Source organism: Amycolatopsis sp. NPDC023774 (assembly GCF_040639695.1).
Lineage (GTDB): Bacteria > Actinomycetota > Actinomycetes > Mycobacteriales > Pseudonocardiaceae > Amycolatopsis.
In genome coordinates, this window is sequence record NZ_JBFAAJ010000001.1 from 464,277 (window position 1) to 482,190 (window position 17,914).

Consider the following 17,914-nt stretch of genomic DNA (forward strand, 5'->3'; position numbering starts at 1 on the left):
GCTGGTTCGGGCTGCCTTCTTGGACGATCCACGAGAGGGCGTTTACGTCACGCTGGGGCCGCGGTGCGTTTGGCGGCGGCCGAGCAGCCGCTGTTCGCCGCGACCAACAACGTGGGCGCGCTGACGACGGACCTGCTTGGCGCTTATTCACTCCGGTGGCCGCCCTGGTGGCCGCCGGCCAGGCCTCGGGGGCCTTCCGCGCGGACCTCGTAGCGGACGACGTCCCGCGCCTGGTGTTGATGCTGGTGGGGACGCTGCCGTCCTACCCCTCCGCGGCCCGGACGGCTGGCGGCGGTACCTGGACCTGCTGATGGACGCGCTTGTCCCGGTCGGGGTTTCGGAGCTGTCGCCGGTGTCCGCTGTGGCGAATCACACGCCGCGCATCTGACGGGCCGCGGGGGTCCCGCTAAGGTGTTCGTGCCCCCGTAGCCCAATTGGCAGAGGCAGTCGACTTAAAATCGACCCAGTGCGGGTTCGAACCCCGTCGGGGGCACTTCCGGCGCAGGTCAGAGACGCGACAAGGGGCGCAAGTAAGATCAAGTGCCCCACTTACGCCCCATTTTGCCGCCTGACGCTCACAAGATGTCTTCCAGCGCGGCTGCTGTGGCCGGTGACACCGTGCCCCGCCCCATGTACCGGTCCTGGGTCATCGAGGGCCGCGTGTGGCCAAGCTGATCCGCGATCATCCGGGCGGACAAGCCTGCCTCGTCGAGCACCGTGGCTGCCGTCTTACGGAAGGCATGCGACTTCACCCACGCGAAGCCAGAGGAGCCGCGAGCGTCTCGGAGTGACCGCCGGGTGTTCGACGGGTCCCTGAGCCCTCCCAGCGTGTCAGGGAAGACCGGGCTGGCGGACGTCTCCTACTCCGCATCCAAGTGCTATCGCTGCCAAGCCGAGTTCACCCCTGCCTACCAGCTGCCGCCTGTCGCAGTCGACCACCAAGAAGGCTCATCCGACTCTGAGGAGATCTCGCCTTCGCCTGGGCATGCCTACAGGCGAATCTCTGATGCGCTTCGCCGGCAGATCGCCAGCGGTGAGCTCGTGCCTGGTGACCGCATCCCTTCGCAGGAGGAGCTGTCTAGCCAGTACAAAGTTTCCCGGATGACCGTGCGTCAGGCGCTTGCAGTGCTTGAGCATGAGGGTCTGACCAAAGGCGGCAAGGGCGCGCCGGCGGTGGTCCAGGACGTTCCAGCTGGAGGCATCGAAGTCGAAGCTGCGGCCGACGTAGCAGCCGTGCGCGCGGAGCTCGCTGAGATTCACAGCGTGGTTCGCGATCTCAACCGTCGCCTTGGCGAACTCCGCAAACGTCTTGACTGACTGCCGATCTGAGCGAGCCTCAGCACTCCGTGTTCAGAGTTTCCTTACTTGTTCAAGGCGGCCCCTCCGGGGCCGCTGAGCACTGTGTTTGACCCGCGGGCAAGCCCCGCCGGGGCGTGCGGGCTGGCGCCCGGTCCCCGGCGGTCGCCCGCGGAAAAGCCAGCCCAGCGACCACCCGCCGGAAGGGCCGCGAACAGGTTCACTGATCAAGAGATGTCCTCGCCGGACGGGCAGGTCTCCAGGATGGTCGAGCCGAGCGTGCCGGTTGCGTCCGTGTGAGCCTGTCGTCCATCCCGACGACCTCCCGAGGGCTATCAAGCCTGTCAAGGGGGCAATCCCGAGGTACGCCGGCGGCAGGCAGGCCGGTGCCCCCTTGACAGGCTTGATCGGGCTGGCGCCAGGTCGACGGGATGGACGAAGTTGCCCCACTCGTAGGTAGTCATCGAACTAGGTATGTGCTGGCGTGGCAGTACAACTCGCCCCGGCAGTGACGGACCACCAGTGAGGACTTAGCTGTGCGTCGTGTCGGATCAGAGCTGGTCGTCGTCCGAGTCTCGTGCCCATTCCTTGCGCGGCCGCAGACCCGAGAGGATCCTCTGTGCCTCGTCGCGGACCCCGTCGTCGTCATCGACAGCGAGCTCGTGCAGCTGCTGGATCAGCCGATCCGCCCCTGCGGTCGTCATCCACTCAGGGTTGCAGTCCAGAGCGGCTACGAGCTCGTCTCTGGTCCAGAACTCGACAGCTCGGCTGCTGGCCAGCAGCACGCAGCGCAGGCCAGCGGTGTCCTTGCGTGCGAGCAAGGCCACCGCGGTCTCCTGGATGACCCCGGAGTCTCGGAGATCCAAGAGGAGACCGTGGAGGACGTCCGCGATTCCGTCGATCTTGTCCGATGCCGCGAGACGCCGACCGGCCGATGCGCGAACGGACCAGTCTGGAGAGTCGGCGTCCCGAGCGGCGGTAGCCAGTTCTTGATCGTCGGGAGACACCATGCCCCCCAGACTTCCACGGACGTCGTTGATCTTCACTCGATTTCCTGGGCCCTCGCTGTGCGATTTGGCAAGATCAACAGCCCCACTTACGCCCCGGAATCACCGCCCATCGACGACAAACAACATCGCCGGACGATGAGTCTGACGGCCCATCGTGGCTGGTGAGAGCCAACAACGCTTGACGACACTTGGCAGTCGCCGATGTGGCCCGAAAATCGACCCAGTGCGGGTTCGAACCCCGTCGGGGGCACTGCGCAGGCCATCATCTCGCTGTTTGCAGGGATCATGCGAGGGCATCGATTCCTGGTAGACCGGATGCGCAGCGGCCTTCGACCGAGGGTGCTAGCCGGCGGTCAACGCGCGGGCAAGACCGGGCTCGAAGACTCCGGCGCGGCTTTGGGGCGCGATGCCGCAGGCGCCGTCGGATATGCCTGGCGTGGTGAGCCAGAGGTTCTGTGCCTTGCGGGGGTCGGCGTCGAGGGTGCTGTTCGGGGCCGACGCGGGCGCCGGCGGGGTTGCAGTCGGTTTTCGCGGTGCCGCCGTTGCGGCTGGTGTCGACGAGGAAGAGGAGGTCGTCGCGGCCGGTTGCGGCTTGCAGGCCGGAGCGGATGGCCTTGGCGGTGGCGGCGATAGTCGGATCGGGCGTGTAACCGCCGATGTTGAGGGTGAATCCAAGGGCGTCGCGGATGTCGGAGGCGCTGAGGAGGGACACGGCGTCTTGCGGTGTGGTGATGCCGGTCGCGTCGAGCAGGAGGAGCGTGCCGGGGGCTGCGAGCGTGCGGACGCCGTCGGCGAGCATGGCGGCGCGGGTGTCTGGGCAGGCGCTCCCGCCTCGGATGATGACCAGTGCGGGGGCACCGGAAATCCCGCGTGCTAGCGCGTCGAACCAGCGGTGCCGGGCCTCGGGCGTGCAGGCGCCGGAGCTGTCGCTTTCGGCGAGCAGGACAGGCGTGGCATGGTTCGCTGCGGCTGACTGGACGTATCGGCTGGTCTCGGCGGCGACCCGGTCGGTCGCTGCGTTGATCGGGTGGCCGACGACATGGCCGGCAATCCGGGTTCGAACGAGGGCTGCAGCGGGATCCGAAGGTGCGGCTGTTCGCAACCAGGCGGCCGCCGGATTCTCTGGGTCGGTGTAGAACCTGGTCTCGCTCAGCAGCGGCTTCGGGTTGGAGGTGATCGTCGGATCGTGGGTGCCGGCGGGTGCCTCGCAAGCTGTCAGCAGCACAACCGCGAGGAGCACCGTCCACGAGCCGGCGCACCGCTGCGCCGGGTCGTCGCCACTCTGCCCCCGCACCCGGTTCTTCTCGAGTCTGGTTTGGACGCATGGCGAACGGCGGCGAGTGGAGCGTGTTTGTCCACTGTGGCCTCGGAATGGGCGAGGAATCGTTGTGCGGCCTGAGCTACAGCGGGCCGCGGCTGGCGAAGACTCGCGTGAAAGTGTCCAGAAGCTTGCGGGGCCCCGAAATCTTCACCAGGCCGCACTTGATGGCCTGCACCAGCTCCAGGTAGGACGGCAGCTCCTCGGGCTGGAGGGTGATCACGAGGTCCGCGCCGGAGGGGGCGGGGCCGACGCCGGCGTCGAGTTTGCCGTTGGTGACGGCGGCGTGGACGGCGAAGTCGGGGGTGTGGATTTCCCAGGACGCGGTGATGTCGGTGGCGGCGGAGGGGTCGAAGGCGGCGCGTAGGGACGTGGCGAGAGATTCGGGCGTGACGATCTCGCCGGGGCGAGGTTCGCCGAGTTGGGTTGTGCCCCAGCGGCCCAAGGCGTGGATCGCGGGTTCGAGCTCGTGGCCGAGCGGGGTGAGGGCGTAGACGACGCCGCGGCGGGGGGACGGGGCGATCTGGCGTTCGACGATGCCGGACTGTTCGAACTCCTTCAGCCGCGTGGCCAGCACGTTGGACGGGATGCCGGGCAGGCCGTCGAGGAGATCGGTGTAGCGGCGCGGGTGGATGGCCAGGTCGCGGATGATCAGCAGCCCCCATCGTTCGCCGACGAGCTCCAGGGCTCGTGCGAGGCCGCAGTACTGCCCGAAATCACGCCGTTTCATGTATTAAGCGTAGCACCGTCTCGAGATGAGATCAGAGTTCTGAAAACTAATAACGCTTGAAAAAATGAAGTGATCTGATTACCGTCCTCAGCGTGGCCACGGGCCGCGGGACCTGAAGGGGAACCAACGATGACTGCTCTGCAGAACGCGACGGTGTGCGTGACGGCGCGAACGGCGGGCTCGGGTCCGCGTTCGTCCGGGCCGCGCTGGATCGAGGCGCGGCCCGGGTGTGTGCGGCTGCCCGCAAGGCAAAGGACTGGGGTGGCGAGCGGGTCGTGACCGTCGAGCTGGATCTGGCCGACCAGGGCTCGATCGCGCGGGCCGCGGGGAAGCGCGGCGACACCACGATCCTCGTCAACAACGCGGTGATCTTCCCGCACAACGACCTGCTGACCGTCCCGATCGAGCAAATCGAGGAGATGTTCGAGGCCAACCTGCCGGGTCCGCTCGTCCTGGCCCGCGAGCTGGCGCCGGCGCTGCGCACGGCAAACGGCGCGTTGCTCAACGTGGGGCCGGCGGGCGAGCGCGAGGTCTTCGCCACCGAGATGACGAAGAAGGTCCACGCCGGACTCGCAGCCGACGTCACCGCACTCTGTCCGGTGCTGGCCGGTGCCTGACAATGTCCATTTCAGACAGAAGAGTGCTCGTCACGGGAGCGGCCGGTGGCACTGGAGGGGCCGCCGTCCGCGAGTCCCTGGCGCTGGGACTGACCGTGCGGGCGATGGTGCGCACGCTCGACGACCGCGCGCGGGCGCTGGCCGACCAGGGGGCGGAGGTCGTCGTCGGTGACTTCCAGGACGTCACCACGCTGCGGCCGGCGCTCGAGGGCGCCGACGCCACGTATTTCGTCCACCCGATGCGACCGGGCCTGATCCAGGCGACGGTCAACTTCGCCCGGGAGGTGAAGGAAACCGGCGGCCTGGCCGCCCTCAACCTCTCGCAGCGCAACACCAGCCGCGAGTCCACGGGGATCTCGACGCGGGAGACGTTCCTGTCGAAGGAGGTGTTCACCTGCTCCGGTGTGGACGTCGTCCACCTGCACCCGACGATGTTGCTCGAATGGTTCCTCTACCCGTGGATCCTGCCGGACCTGCGGCAGGGAAAGCTGCGAATGCCCGCGGGTGCGGGCACGGCGTCGATCGTTGGCGCCGAGGATCTCGGGCGCGCGATCACCGCCCTGCTGAAGGAGTCGGGAGTCCACATCGGTCGGACGATTCTGCTGTCCGGCCCGGCCGAACTCGGCCACGCGCAGATGGCGGTGGAACTGTCTGCCGCGCTGGGCCGGGAGATCGTCTATGAGGACTGTGACCTCGACGAATTCGTGGTCACGATCGCCGCGCTCGGGGCGCCCGGGTACTTGGTCGGGTCGATTCGCGGAATCGTGATCGACTACCGGGCGGGACGGCTCGGCGGCGCCGACGACACCATTGAAAAGCTCACCGGGCGGCGGCCGATGTCCGTCGCCGAGTTCACCCGCAAACACGCCGCCCTGCTGAACGGAGCCCAGTGATGGCTGAAGTCGTGGACACTTTCGTCGAGCGGAACCGGAAGTTCGCCGAGACCCGGTTCGATCCCACGCTGATCATGCGGCCGAGCCTGATGACGAGCGTCATCAGCTGTTTCGACCCACGGGTCGACCCCGCAGTCGTGCTCGGTGCGGAGCCGGGGGAGATCGGGGTGCTGCGCAACGTCGGCGGACGGGTCACGCCGGACACGATCGAGCAACTGGTGATATTGCAGCACGTGGCCGCGGCCGCGGGGGCGGGTCCCGGTGGGTGGAACGTCGTCGTGCTGCAGCACACCGGCTGCGGCATCAACCTGATCCGGGACCGGCCCGACCGGCTGGCTCCCTACTTCGGAGTGCCCGAGGCGGAGCTGCCCGACGTCGCGGATCCGCGGGTGGCGGTGGCTCGGGACGTGGCGTTGCTGCGGGCCGAGCCGCGCTTGCCCGGGTATCGGGTGTCGGGTCTTGTTTACGACGTCGGTACCGGTTTCGCGGAAACCGTCGTCAGGCCGTAGGTGACCATCCACTGTGGACCGGCTGCTGCCGGCTCATTGACGAATGGGGGGTCCGTTGTCAACGAGCCGGCAGCTCGGTCAGCAGGCTCGCCGTACTACTTCTTGGCGGCGGCGACCTTCTTGCGCGCCGGGCGCTTGCGGGCCGGCGCGGAGGGCTTGGCGGCTTCGAGCTCGGCCTGCTCGTAGGCGCTCACGACGTCGGACGGGATGCGGCCGCGCTCGGAGATCTGGTAGCCGTTTTCGTTGGCCCACGCGCGGATCGTGCGCGAGCGCTCGCGGTCGGCCGGGGTGGCCGCCGTCGGCTGCCCCGCGGCGACGCGCACCTTGCGGCCGCCGGTCTTGCGGGCCGCACCGATGTAGCGCGCGAGCTCATCGCGCAGGGCGGCGGCGTTGTCGTCGGACAGGTCGATCTCGTAGCTGACACCGTCCAGTCCGAAGGGGACTGTCTGGGTGGCCGGGCTGCCGTCGATGTCGTCCAGCATTTCGACGAGAACCTTCTGGGCCATGAGTGCTCCTTGAAATTGGCGTGCATGCTGACCGTGACCAGGCGCACGAATGTGGCGATCGATTGTGATCGTAGCATCGAATGGCCGGGGAAATGCAGGCGCCGAAACTGTCGGGGAAACTCCCGGTGCGGTTGAGGCGGTGTGCCGGGGTCAGGAAACGTCGACGGAAGGTGACCAGAAGGTCTCGAACTGCTCCGTCACGCCGTAGTGCCGGCCGGCACGGCGTTGCGCGTTGAGGTCCGCGGAGCTGTCCATTGTGGGGTCAGGTTCGGCGTAGCGGGCCGGGTCGAGCTTCCTCGGTGCAGTGCGCGACCCAGTCCGCTGCGGCGTCCTCGCCGTATTGGGCGGTCCACTGCGCGGCCAGCCGTCGAGTCGGGGAGAGCACGAGCACTCACATTACCGGCACAGGAACAGGTTTCCGCCGAGATTGCCGTCTCAGCCGGACACGACCAGCGCGCAAGCCATTCCGAGGCTCATGCCCGTGCGTGACAACGCGCGGGACGGGTCCGTGCGCCACGACGGGACCAACCGGGCGGCTTCGAGGAGGAACCACGCGGCCGCGGCGAAGGTGAGGGGCGTCCACCAGCCGTGGCCCATGGCGGGCATCGTGAGCCACGGGCCGTGGTCGTCCGCGGGATGTGGCATGGCGGTGAGCATGAACAGCATCGTCGCGGTGGTGGCGAGGTGGTGCAGGCGCCGGGTGGTGAGGGACCAGCCGAGGGTGAGCAGCAGCACGGCCTGCCAGCCGGCGGCCGGGATGGGTGCGCCGACGGGGGAGGTCATGGCGATCATCCCGGCGCAGAGGACGAGTTCGGCCACGGAGTCGGCACGGGTCGGCGGCCGGCGCGGCGGTGGGGCGTTGGCGGGCAAGGATGAACCCGCGGCGAGCGGCGCCCGAGGACGGTGGCCCTCCCCCGACGAGGCAGCCACCGGAGAGAGACCGGCGTCACGCCGAAGGTGCGCGAGCGGAGCCCACGCCAATGCGGCGAACGCGGCCGTCAGCAGCCAGGACACGAACGCCGGCACGAGAGCGACTCCTTCCGTCTAAGCGAGTACCCGGTAGACGACGCACAGTCGCGATTCGTGACAACCGACGGGAAATACCCCCGGACGAGACAGGAATTGTCGAAATCGCAAGGGCGGACCCGTTGCCCCTGAGGCCCACCGCCCGTGACCTGCGTCTCAAGTGCTCGCGACGTAAGGGAGCCGACGTGAGCAGTCCACCTGGTGTTCGTGTTGGCTCAAGCAGCCGTGAATAGCGTCCGGGGCGCTGAAGAATTCTCCCTGAAAACCTGAATGGGGTAGACCATGCGCGAAAACCAGGTGGGCCCGAACCGACGGTCCTTCCTGCGCAACGCGGGACTCGCCGGCGTCGGCGCCACGGCGCTGGGTGCGCTCGGCGTCGCGCCGGCCGAGGCCGACACCGCGAACACCGCGAGCAGAGGCAGTGGCAGATGGAACCCGGACGGTGAGAGCCTCCAGTTCACTGTCGCCGTGATGCCGGACACCCAGTACCTCTACTGGGGCAGCCAGAACAGCATCAACCCGGAGCCGCAGGAAGCCTCGTTCCGGTACGTGATCGAGAACAGCGGCACGCCGAACAACAACATCGTGTTCATGGCGCACCTCGGCGACGTGACGCAGGACGCCGACGTCACGTCGTTCCAGGCTGTGGACAAGACGTTCAAGATCCTCGACAAGGGGAACGTCGCCTACAGCGTGCTCGCCGGCAACCACGACGTGTCCGGTGACGACACGCGCGGCACCACGCCGTACCTGCAGGCGATGGGCCCGCAGCGGTTCACGGGCCGGAAGTCGTTCCTCGGCTCGGACACGAGCGGTTACAACACTGCTCACACGTTCCACGCGGCCGGGCGTGACTGGCTGCTGCTGGCCATGGACTGGCGCACGTCGGCGGCCGGGTTCGCGTGGGCGAACCAGGTCATCAAGGCGCACCCGAAGATGCCGGTGATCCTCACCTGCCACGAGATCGTCGCGCCGACCTACGGCGACGAGGTGTACCCGTACGAATCGGGCGACGCCGAGAACAACGCCGAGATCACCGACTACGGCCAGACCGTGTGGGACTCGCTGATCAAGGACAACGACCAGATCTTCCTCACGCTGAACGGCCACTACTGGCCCTCGGGCCGCGTGACGAAGAAGAACACGGCCGGCAACGACGTGCACCTGCACATCACGAACTACCAGAACCGCTACATGAGCGGTGGCGGCATGCTGCGTCTGTACCACTTCGACCTCGAGCGCAACACCATCGACGTCGAGACGACCTCGCCGTGGATCCTGGAGAAGGACCCGGCGAAGCGCAACCGCCTCGAGGTCATGGAGTCGCGGCTGACCACGGCCGTCGACCGGTTCTCGATGCCGTTCGACTTCGAGCAGCGCTTCTCCGGCTTCATCCCGGTGAAGACCCGCGCGGCTCGCGCGGCCGACAAGGTCCTGCTGCCCGGCACGCTCGCGTACTGGCGCTTCGACGGCAACCACGCCGCCCCCGGCAGCCCGGTCACCACGACCCAGCAGGTGAAGGACCTGTCCGGCAACGGCAACGACCTCATGCTGGCGTCCACCCCCGGCACGGTTCCCGGTGCGCTGACCTGGTCCGACGACCACCACCCCGACCAGCCGGGCCACGCCAGCCTGCGCTTCGTCGGCGGCAAGAACCCGCTGCACGGCGCATACCTCACCACCGCGGCGAAGGCGGCGCTGAACACCGAGACGTTCAAGCACGGCTACACGATCGAGACGTTCGTGAAGATCCCGCGCGACTGGGACAGCGGCAACAACGGCAACATGCCGGTGCTGGTCCGCCGAGGCGCGGCCGGTGACGCGGGCAAGCACGGCAAGAACACCGACCCGAAGGAGCCGGTGGCCCAGCTCATGACCACGAACAACGGCCGCGAGCTGCAGTTCAACTGCTACCCGCTCAGCCAGACCTACCCGACCACCAACTGGAGCCACGGCATGCCCGAGGAGCAGTGGTGGCACCTCGCGGTGGTCAACGACGGCCACCACACCAAGGCGTACATCGAAAGCTCGCCGGTGGCGGACAACCCGTCGACCGACTCGGTCGGCATCGCCTCGCTCGGCCTCTCCTGGCTGCTCGGCGGCCACGAGTACGGCGGCGCGATCGACAACGTGTTCCACGGCTGGATCGGTGACGTCCGCATCGTGAACCGGGCGCTGCGCCTGGACGAGTTCATGACCCACTGAGCGACCGGCAGCGGGTGGTCATCGACGCCCACCCGCTGCCGTCCTCGGTCAGGAACTCCTTGCGGCGGCGAGGAAAGCTCGGATCAGGGCCTGGTCCTTCACCCCGCGGGAGCACTCGACGCCGCTGGAGACGTCCACTCCCCACGGCCGTACGGTGGCGACCGCGTCGGCCACGTTGTCCGGGGTGAGGCCGCCGGCCAGCAGCCAGTCGCCGGCCGGGGTCTCGGCCGACCAGTCCCAGGTCTCGCCCGAGCCCGCGGTGGGGGAGTCGAGCAGGAGCAGGTCCTCGCCGTATTCGCCGACGGTGGGCGCCGCTCCTTCGCGCAGCGACGTGGCACGGATCAGCCGCACAGGCAGATCGCGCAACGCCGCGAAGTCGGCCTGCGAGTACCCGGAGCCGTGCAGCTGGACGGCCCGGATCCCGGTCTCGGCCACGGCTTCGCGGACCTCCGCCACGGGTACGCCCTTGAACACGCCGACCGTGAGCACCTCGCCGGGCACCCCCGCCGCGAGCCGCGCGGCCTCGGCCCAGGTGACCTGCCGCGGGCTCTCGCACAGCAGGAAACCCACGGCGTCGGCTCCCGCCTCGACCGCGCACGTCACGTCGGCCGCTGTCTTCAGGCCGCAGATCTTCACGAACACGCCCCGACCCTAACCTCCGCCGAACGGTGCCGAGCGGGCATCACCCGCACACCTGCATCACCAACGTGACGGTTCGGACGCCCGGGTTGCGGCGCGGATGTGATTATGGGTCGACTTCAGCCCGACGAAGGAGCTCGCACGATGGTCCCGACCCACCCCGCTGGATTCGACGACGGCCGGCAGCTGTACGGGATGACCGCCGCCTCGATCCGGCGCTGGCGCTGGAAGCGGGCCGCCGCCGTCGCCGGGACCGGTTCGGCCAGGTACGCGAAGATCGGCGACTCCATCAGCGCCGGCCAGGGACTCCAGCCCGCCACGCAGTCGCCGCCGGTCGTGATGGGCGGCATGCTGGCGGCGCGGGGCTTCCCGGTGCGGGGTGCGTCGGTGATCCTGAACCCGCGGACCATGACGGCGGATTCCAGACTGACGTTCACCGAGGCCTGGTCCGAGTTCGCGCCGGGTGCGCTGACCACGTTCGCCTCGTGCGCGACGAGCGGCGGCTCCGTCTCGCTCACCGCCTTCGTCGGGGAGGCCGGCGACTACCTGGCTCGCGTCATCACCACGCAGGACTCGCGCGAGTGCACGATCGCGATCGATGGTGGCGAGCCCGGCCTGGTCCGGCGCAGCGGTGCCGCCGGCCTGGCGACCCACCTCGTCGCGCTTCCCAAGCTGGCCGCCGGACGGCACACCGTCACGGTCACCGTGGCCGGCGAGGCCGGTGAACTGCGGGTCGGCAGCATCGGGATCGAGGCGGTCGACGGCATCACGATCGGCGACTTCGGCATCTCGATGTCGACGACCGCGGACTGGGTCGCGGGTGGTGCCGCGTACTCGGCGCTGAACCACGTGGTGGCCTGGTCGCCGGATCTCGCCCTGATCGCGTTGATGACGAACGACGCCAACGAGCAGACGGCGGTCGCGCCGGACCGGTACGCGGCCAACCTCGACACGATGGTGTCCGCGCTGGAGAACAGCTGCGACGTGGTCCTCGAGGCACAGATCCCCGGCGATCCGGCGTGGGTCGACTTGTCCCCGTACCGCGACGCCGTGTACGACGTGGCGAATGCCCACGGCGTGCCCGTGCTCGACCTCTTCGACCGCTGGGGCAGCTACGCCGCCGCGGCCGCCGCGGGGTTGATGAACGACGCCTTCCACCCGAACGCGGCCGGCGCGGCGGACATCGCCGCGGCTGAGTTCGGGGTGGTTTCGGCTTGAGGGACGCGGGCCGACCGGCGGCATCGTGATCGACTGGCGCCCCGCCGAGCGTGTGCGGCCGGACACCGCCGGCCGGCAGCGAGCTGTCGGAGCCCGGAGAATCCGCTCGCATCTGCGGCTGTGCAAGGAATGGACACGAGACCTGGACGATGACCGGCTCTGTTCCGGCGTGGCAGCACAGCCGACGTCCTCATCGTCTGGTCCATCACCGGCGGGGCCGCTTCGAGCCGGACGCAGGGGCCAACTCATGCCGAAGCCGCACCCGTTCGTGGGGTGCTCGGGCAAGGAGTTCTGCACGTGCGCGGGCCCTTGTCCTGGTCAAGAACCGCCGTGCCGGCTCCGCGCAGGAGTGCCACCGCCGTCCGGGTCCTCTGCTCCGCTGGACAACGGCGAGCCGGAATGTTGTCCTGAGGGACAACGCACCGGGAGGCGGCATGACAGCAGCGCAGCTCGCGGCCGGCCTGGCCGACGTCTCGCAGCGCGTGCTCGCGGCCAGCGGCGATCCCGACGAGGTCACGCAGGCGTGCACGCAGGCGTTGCGCCCGCACCGGCTCGTGGTGCGTTCGCGGCAAGCGCGGCTTTCGACCCGGCTGGAGCATCTTTCGGCGGGCCCGATCTCGCTCAACCGCCTGCGCTACGGAGCCGACGTCACGGTCGCGCCCGCTGTGCCCGAAGAGGACAACTTCCTGCTGACGCTGCCCGTCGCCGGGTCCGCGAAGTTCACCTACGGCCGCGACACGGCCGAGCTCGCTCCCGGCCGTCCGGCGATCATCGGGCCGTACCGCGAGTTCAAGCTGGACATCGACAGCGCTTTCGACCAGCTGATCGTGCGGATGGACCGGCGCTGGGTCGAGCGCACGGCCCGCCGGATCCGCGGGGTCGCGACCGCCGGCCCGGTCGACCTCTCGTTGTCGCTGCCGGAGCAGCCCGCGTTCCTGTACCGGCTGCTCGAGAGCGTGGTCAGCCTGCCGACGCTGGGGCCGAGCGTCGCGCGTCCGGAAGTCGGGCAGCAGCTGGGTGAGCTGGTGATCGAGTCGTTCCTGCTCACACAGCTGCGCGAGGAGGAAGCCGAGCGCGCGCGGGTGCCGTCGGCGCAGGTCAGGCGGGCGATGGAGATCCTGCTCGACCACCTCGCCGAGCCGATCAGCCTGTCGGAGGTCGCGCGGCAGAGCGGGGCGAGCCTGCGCAGCCTGCAGGCGGGGTTCCGGCGGGACCTCGACACGACGCCTGGCCAGTGGCTGCGTGGCCAGCGGCTCGACCGGGCCCGCCGGCTGCTCGCGGCGGGCGCGCCGGGGACGACGACCGTGACGGGTGTCGCGGCGGAATGCGGGTACTTCCACCTGGGCGAGTTCGCCGCGCAGTTCAAGGCGCGGTTCGGGGTCACGCCGTCGGCCGTGCTGGGCCGCCGCTGACGGTTGCGCGAATCCGATGCTCGCCCGTCGCTTCGCCGATAGTCCCGTCCACTCGCCGACAGCAGCATTGCCGTACGCACTCAGGCGGTGAGAACGGAGCGGCGGATGCGATTCGTACTGGTACACGGAGCGTGGCACTTCGGGGAGCTGTGGGACCCCGTCCGCAAGCACTTGGAGGACGCGGGCCACGAGGTCCACACCCCGACGGCCGGCGGCCTCGGCGAGAACGACGACAAGCACGTCGACCTTCGTGGTGCCGCGGCGCCGATCGTCGACTACATCCGGGAGCACGACCTGACCGACGTCGTGCTCGTCGGGCACAGCTGGGGCGGTTACCTGATCTCCCGCGTGGCGATCGAGCTGCCCGAGCGGATGCGGCGGCTGGTCTACTTCGCCGCGTTCGTGCCGGCGCATGGCCGGGCGCTCGTCGACGAGATCCCGCCGCACCTCGTCGCCGCGCTCCAGGCGAGTTACGACGAACGCACTGACGGCGGTGTCGTGCTGCCGTTCCCCGTGTGGCGCGACGCGTTCTACGGCGACGCCTCGGCGGAGGAGGCCCGGCGCGCGTACGACGTGCTGCGCCCGCAGCCGTGGAGCGCCTTCACCGACCCGGCCGACATGACGGGCTGGGACAAGGTGCCGCAGGCGTTCAGCTACCTGGCGCCGTCCGAAGACAACGACATCACGCAGGGCGAGTGGGGGCGGCACCCGCGGCTGTCCAACCGGCTCGTGATGTTCCGGCTGATCGGGATGGAGGGCAGCCACGAGGTGCTGCTGGCGAATCCTGAGCTGACGGCGCGGAAGTTCATCGAGGCGGGACGGGACTGACCGTCCTTTGAGGAGTGAAGTGACGAGTGAGTTGACTGTGATCGGCTCCGGCGCGACGTTCTCGATCGTGCCGGAGCGGATCGTCGTGGCGGGCTACACCGCCAAGGACGAGGCCGCCGTGGAGCACCACATCGCCGAGCTCGCGGCGATCGGCGTGCCGCGGCCGGCGAGTGTGCCGTCGTATTACGTGCTCCCGCCCGGGCTGCTGACCAGTTCGCCGGTGGTCGAGGTGGGTTCGGCGACGACGTCGGGGGAGGTCGAGCCGGTGGTGATCCGCCACGACGGGCGGTACTACCTCGGCGTCGGCTCCGATCACACCGACCGGGAGCTCGAACGCGTCGACATCGCGCGGAGCAAGGCCGCGTGCCCGAAGCCGCTCGGCTCGCAAGTGGTGGAGCTCGGGCCGGACCTGTCCGCCGTGGACTGGGCTACGCTGTTTGCAGAGTCCAGTGTGGACTCTGTGACCTACCAAAGCGGCAGTGTGGTGACCCTGCGCCACCCGTCGGACACGCTCGCCCGGATGCCGTCCGGGCTGGACGACGGTGGTGACCTCGTGTTGTTCTGCGGCACGCTGTCCTTGCTCGGCGGGAAGTTCGTGTACGGCTCGCGCTGGCGCGTGGACCTGCGGCTGCCCGGCGGCGAAAATCTGACCCACGTGTACGAAACCCAGCGAAGGAAGGCTTGATGCGCACCGGATCGCAGTACCTGAGCGCCCTCGACGACGGACGCCGCGTCTACCTCGACGGCAAGCGCGTGGACGGCGTGGCCCGGCACCCGGCGTTCGCGCCGATCGCGAAGACCGTGTCGGAGTTGTTCGACCTCGCCGCCGACCCCGCGTCCGGCATGACGCGGCCGGGCGCGAACGGCGATGTGGTGAACCGGCTGTTCACTGCGCCGCGCAGCCGCGAGGACCTCACGGCGTTCCGCGAGGCCGCCACCACGTGGGCGCGCCACACCCACGGCTGGGTGGGCCGCAGCCCGGACCACGTCGGCGCGTTCCTGGCCGCATTCGCCTCGCACCCGGACGTGTTCGGCGACTACGCGGCCAACGTGACGGCGTTCCAGAAGCGGGTGGTCGAGGAGGACCTGTACCTGTCCTACGCGATCATCCCGCCGCAGGTTTCGCGCGCCACCACGGCGAGCGCGTGGGACGGCGACCTCGTGCAGGTCGGCGTCGCCGAGGAACGCGCCGACGGCATCGTGGTGCGGGGCGCGCAGATGCTGGCGACGGGTGGTCCGGTCGCCGACGAGATCCTCGTGTCGTGCATCAAGCCGCTGACGCCGGAGGACACGGACTTCGCGCTCAGCTTCGTGCTGCCTGTGGACACCGAGGGTCTGAAGCTCTACTGCCGCCGCCCGTACGCGCCCGCCGCGACCAGCCACTACGACTACCCGCTCACCACTCGCTTCGACGAGACCGATGCGTTGCTGATCTTCGACGATGTGTTCGTGCCGTGGGACCGCGTGTTCGTCTACCGCGACGTCGCCGGCGTGCGCAACCAGTTCTTCGAGACGGGCGCGCACGTGCTGGGCAACTGGCAGGCGCAGATCCGGTTTTCGGTGAAGCTGCAGTTCCTGGCGGGCCTCGCGCGCAAGGTCGCGGCGGTCAACGGCGTCGACAAGTTCCCCGGCGTCGTGGAGAAACTCGGCGAGCTGGCCAGCCTGGTGTCCCTGGTGGAGTCTGCCGTCCTGGCCGCCGAGTACACCGCCGAGCCGGACTCGGCCGGCCTCTGGCGCCCCGGCCGTCGCGCGCTGTATGGCGCCATGGGCCTGCAGTCGGAGCTGTATCCGCGCGTGCTGGCCATCCTCCGCGACCTCGTCGGCGGTGGTGTGCTGCAGGTCCCCTCCAGTGTCGCCGACATGACCAGCTCGGAGACGCGCGCGGACATCGACCGCTACATCTACAGCCCGGGCACCCCGGCCGCCGACCGCGTGAAGCTGTTCAAACTCGCGTGGGACGCGGTCGGCAGCGAGTTCGCCGGCCGCCACCACCAGTACGAGCTGTTCTACGCCGGCGCGCCCTTCGTGGTGAAGGGCTACTCGTTCCGCAACTACGGCTTCGACGGCCCCCTGTCCGAAGTGGACCGTTTCCTGGCCGGTTACTCCGAGGAGAGCCGATGAGCAAACCCGAACGCGAGTTCTTCCCCGTCACTGATGTGGACTTCACCGTGTGCAAAGGCGACGACCCGCTCATCACCGAACGCGTGCTGTCCACGGACGAGGCCTCCGGCGTCGCCACGCGCATCCTGCGCTACGCCCCGGGCGCGGATTCTTCGCCGATGGGCGTCCAGTCCCACGACTTCTGGGAAGAGGTCTACATCCTGGAGGGCTCGTTCACCGACCTCACCCTGGGGGAGACCTTCACTGCCGGTATGTACGCCTGCCGACCGCCGGGTATGCCCCACGGCCCCTGGCGCACCGACGAGGGTGTGCTCACCTTCGAGGTCCGCTACCGCTCATGACCACCATGCCCCCCGACTGCACGCCCGGCCCCGGCCCCGTTGACGCGTCGGCGATGCGGACCACCATGGGCCGGTTCGCCACCGGCGTCGCCGTGGTCACCACCCGCGTCGGCGATGTCCCCCACGGGATGACGGTGAACTCGCTGACGTCGGTGTCACTGTCCCCGCCCTTGGTCCTCGTATGCCTGACCACGGGCGCGCGCACCACCGACGCCGTCGTCTCGTCGGGCCGGTTCGCCCTGAACGTGCTTTCCACCCGCCAGGAACAACTCGCCCTCCGCTTCGCCCGCCGCGGCGAGGACCACTTTTCGGGTCTGCCGGTGAAAACGGGGTCGCATAACGTTCCGGTGATCCCGGATGCACTGGTGCACTTGGAGTGCACGGTTTATCGTGCGTTGACGGCTGGGGACCACGAGGTTGTTATTGGCGAGGTGCTGAAGGTTTGTTCGCGGGAGGGCGAGCCGTTGGGATTTTTGGGCGGTCGGTTCAGCGATGTGGTGGACCGAGGACATGCGCCGGTGCCGTGGTTCTTCTGAAGCATCCACTGTCCGCCGGCCAACGCCATCTCCTCAACAGGCGGCGGGTTCACCGAAGCCAGCTTCTGCTCAGCTAATCCCGAGGCCGCCCACTTTCCGCCGGCCAACGCCATCTCCCAACAGATGGCGGGTGTACCCGACTCACCTTGTGCTCAACTTAATTCCCCGACCCTTCCCCCGGCCGGCCCTCGACGAACGTGAACCAACACGGCTCGGGGTAGCCTGTCAAGCTACTCTTTCCCGCCTTGACAAGCTACCCCGAGCCGTCGTGACAATTGAAACTTCGGGGAGTCATCTGCGAGTCAGATTTTAATCTTTCAAATGACAAAAGATTAAAAGAAGATGCAGATGGCTAGCCCCCCGCTGCGCTCGCGCTCAAACCCTCGGAGGTGCTTTCGTAGCCCGGCGACCACAGCCGGAGGAGGGCGCCCATGGACGCCGAAGACGAGGTCGAGCGGCTCAGTCGCCCAGTTGTGCGTATCGAGATCTTCCAGGAGTTGCACGACAATCGGGCCGTCGGTGCGTTGGTCGAGTCGCTGGCCGGGGACGACAGCACCGTCCGGAAGTGGGCGGCGGGTGCGTTGGCGGACTTGCGGGCAACTCAGGCCGTGCCGGCTTTGTGGCGTGCGTGAGAGGTCAGCAAGGAGCGCGGTGGCGACCCCGCCCAGCGAAACCCGTTTGGCGTGCGCTTGGCGTTGACGTCGTTCGG

At 68.7% G+C, this 17,914-nt stretch carries 20 protein-coding genes and 1 tRNA gene; 14 read left to right on the plus strand and 7 right to left on the minus strand.

Annotated features, from left to right (window positions below):
* The first annotated feature begins 419 nt into the window (after nt 1-419).
* Nucleotides 420-493: transfer RNA gene (locus tag AB0F91_RS02390), tRNA-Leu, on the plus strand.
* 82 nt (nt 494-575) lie between these two features.
* Here the strand turns inward: AB0F91_RS02390 and AB0F91_RS02395 are convergent.
* Nucleotides 576-752 carry a tyrosine-type recombinase/integrase gene (locus AB0F91_RS02395; RefSeq protein WP_360594038.1) on the minus strand — a complete coding sequence of 59 codons (177 nt, stop codon included), beginning with the start codon at nt 750-752 and terminating at the stop codon, nt 576-578.
* A gap of 76 nt (nt 753-828) precedes the next feature.
* Here AB0F91_RS02395 and AB0F91_RS02400 point away from each other — a divergent pair, with 76 nt between their 5' ends.
* Nucleotides 829-1,317 (plus strand): winged helix-turn-helix domain-containing protein, encoded by a 489-nt coding sequence (locus tag AB0F91_RS02400; protein WP_360594040.1) that lies wholly within the window; start codon nt 829-831, stop codon nt 1,315-1,317.
* A gap of 530 nt (nt 1,318-1,847) precedes the next feature.
* On the opposite strand, the gene AB0F91_RS02405 is transcribed toward AB0F91_RS02400, so the two are convergent.
* The 3 genes from AB0F91_RS02405 to AB0F91_RS02415 form a co-directional block, all read right to left on the minus strand.
* Nucleotides 1,848-2,342 carry a hypothetical protein gene (locus AB0F91_RS02405; protein WP_360594042.1) on the minus strand — a complete coding sequence of 165 codons (495 nt, stop codon included), beginning with the start codon at nt 2,340-2,342 and terminating at the stop codon, nt 1,848-1,850.
* A gap of 247 nt (nt 2,343-2,589) precedes the next feature.
* Nucleotides 2,590-3,600: a hypothetical protein gene (locus AB0F91_RS02410; RefSeq protein ID WP_360594044.1), complete on the minus strand. Its 1,011-nt coding sequence runs from the start codon at nt 3,598-3,600 to the stop codon at nt 2,590-2,592.
* Nucleotides 3,601-3,706: 106 nt separating this feature from the next.
* Complete coding sequence (locus AB0F91_RS02415; RefSeq protein ID WP_360594046.1) at nt 3,707-4,354, minus strand: helix-turn-helix domain-containing protein; 648 nt, start codon at nt 4,352-4,354, stop codon at nt 3,707-3,709.
* A gap of 155 nt (nt 4,355-4,509) precedes the next feature.
* On the opposite strand from AB0F91_RS02415, the gene AB0F91_RS02420 reads away from it, so the two are divergent.
* Genes AB0F91_RS02420 through AB0F91_RS02430 form a run of 3 tightly spaced genes read left to right on the plus strand, consistent with a single transcriptional unit; the run spans nt 4,510 to nt 6,373 of the window.
* On the plus strand, nt 4,510-4,971 hold the full coding sequence (locus tag AB0F91_RS02420; protein ID WP_360594048.1) for an SDR family NAD(P)-dependent oxidoreductase: 462 nt from the start codon (nt 4,510-4,512) through the stop codon (nt 4,969-4,971).
* A gap of 2 nt (nt 4,972-4,973) precedes the next feature.
* A complete protein-coding gene (locus AB0F91_RS02425; protein ID WP_360594050.1) occupies nt 4,974-5,864 on the plus strand; it encodes an NmrA family NAD(P)-binding protein in 891 nt (296 codons plus the stop codon).
* A complete protein-coding gene (locus AB0F91_RS02430) occupies nt 5,864-6,373 on the plus strand; it encodes a carbonic anhydrase (protein WP_360594051.1) in 510 nt (169 codons plus the stop codon). The genes AB0F91_RS02425 and AB0F91_RS02430 overlap by 1 nt, the downstream gene beginning before the upstream one ends.
* Nucleotides 6,374-6,468: 95 nt before the next feature.
* Here AB0F91_RS02430 and AB0F91_RS02435 read toward each other — a convergent pair whose 3' ends face one another.
* Together AB0F91_RS02435 and AB0F91_RS02440 are read right to left on the minus strand one after the other, a co-directional pair.
* Nucleotides 6,469-6,879 carry an Lsr2 family protein gene (locus AB0F91_RS02435; RefSeq protein WP_360594053.1) on the minus strand — a complete coding sequence of 137 codons (411 nt, stop codon included), beginning with the start codon at nt 6,877-6,879 and terminating at the stop codon, nt 6,469-6,471.
* Nucleotides 6,880-7,314: 435 nt separating this feature from the next.
* The gene (locus AB0F91_RS02440) at nt 7,315-7,905 is read right to left on the minus strand and encodes a DUF5134 domain-containing protein (protein WP_360594055.1); all 591 of its coding nucleotides are present in this window, start codon (nt 7,903-7,905) and stop codon (nt 7,315-7,317) included.
* Nucleotides 7,906-8,187: 282 nt separating this feature from the next.
* Here AB0F91_RS02440 and AB0F91_RS02445 point away from each other — a divergent pair, with 282 nt between their 5' ends.
* On the plus strand, nt 8,188-10,110 hold the full coding sequence (locus tag AB0F91_RS02445) for a LamG-like jellyroll fold domain-containing protein (RefSeq protein ID WP_360594057.1): 1,923 nt from the start codon (nt 8,188-8,190) through the stop codon (nt 10,108-10,110).
* Between the two features lie 48 nt (nt 10,111-10,158).
* Here the strand turns inward: AB0F91_RS02445 and AB0F91_RS02450 are convergent, their stop codons facing one another.
* Nucleotides 10,159-10,752: a phosphoribosylanthranilate isomerase gene (locus AB0F91_RS02450; RefSeq protein ID WP_360594059.1), complete on the minus strand. Its 594-nt coding sequence runs from the start codon at nt 10,750-10,752 to the stop codon at nt 10,159-10,161.
* Between the two features lie 141 nt (nt 10,753-10,893).
* On the opposite strand from AB0F91_RS02450, the gene AB0F91_RS02455 reads away from it, so the two are divergent.
* From AB0F91_RS02455 to AB0F91_RS02490, 8 genes are all read left to right on the plus strand, one after another.
* A complete protein-coding gene (locus tag AB0F91_RS02455) occupies nt 10,894-11,967 on the plus strand; it encodes an SGNH/GDSL hydrolase family protein (protein WP_360594060.1) in 1,074 nt (357 codons plus the stop codon).
* 434 nt (nt 11,968-12,401) lie between these two features.
* Nucleotides 12,402-13,379: an AraC family transcriptional regulator gene (locus tag AB0F91_RS02460; RefSeq protein ID WP_360594062.1), complete on the plus strand. Its 978-nt coding sequence runs from the start codon at nt 12,402-12,404 to the stop codon at nt 13,377-13,379.
* A gap of 105 nt (nt 13,380-13,484) precedes the next feature.
* A complete protein-coding gene (locus AB0F91_RS02465) occupies nt 13,485-14,207 on the plus strand; it encodes an alpha/beta fold hydrolase (RefSeq protein ID WP_360594064.1) in 723 nt (240 codons plus the stop codon).
* Between the two features lie 19 nt (nt 14,208-14,226).
* A complete protein-coding gene (locus AB0F91_RS02470) occupies nt 14,227-14,892 on the plus strand; it encodes a DUF2848 family protein (RefSeq protein WP_360594066.1) in 666 nt (221 codons plus the stop codon).
* A complete protein-coding gene (locus AB0F91_RS02475; RefSeq protein WP_360594067.1) occupies nt 14,892-16,328 on the plus strand; it encodes a 4-hydroxyphenylacetate 3-hydroxylase N-terminal domain-containing protein in 1,437 nt (478 codons plus the stop codon). The genes AB0F91_RS02470 and AB0F91_RS02475 overlap by 1 nt, the downstream gene beginning before the upstream one ends.
* A complete protein-coding gene (locus AB0F91_RS02480; RefSeq protein ID WP_360594069.1) occupies nt 16,325-16,669 on the plus strand; it encodes a cupin domain-containing protein in 345 nt (114 codons plus the stop codon). The genes AB0F91_RS02475 and AB0F91_RS02480 overlap by 4 nt, the downstream gene beginning before the upstream one ends.
* Before the next feature lie 53 nt (nt 16,670-16,722).
* A complete protein-coding gene (locus AB0F91_RS02485) occupies nt 16,723-17,205 on the plus strand; it encodes a flavin reductase family protein (protein ID WP_360594071.1) in 483 nt (160 codons plus the stop codon).
* Nucleotides 17,206-17,636: 431 nt separating this feature from the next.
* Entirely contained in the window at nt 17,637-17,837 is a 201-nt protein-coding gene (locus tag AB0F91_RS02490) for a hypothetical protein (RefSeq protein WP_360594073.1), read from the plus strand.
* Nucleotides 17,838-17,914 lie beyond the last annotated feature (77 nt).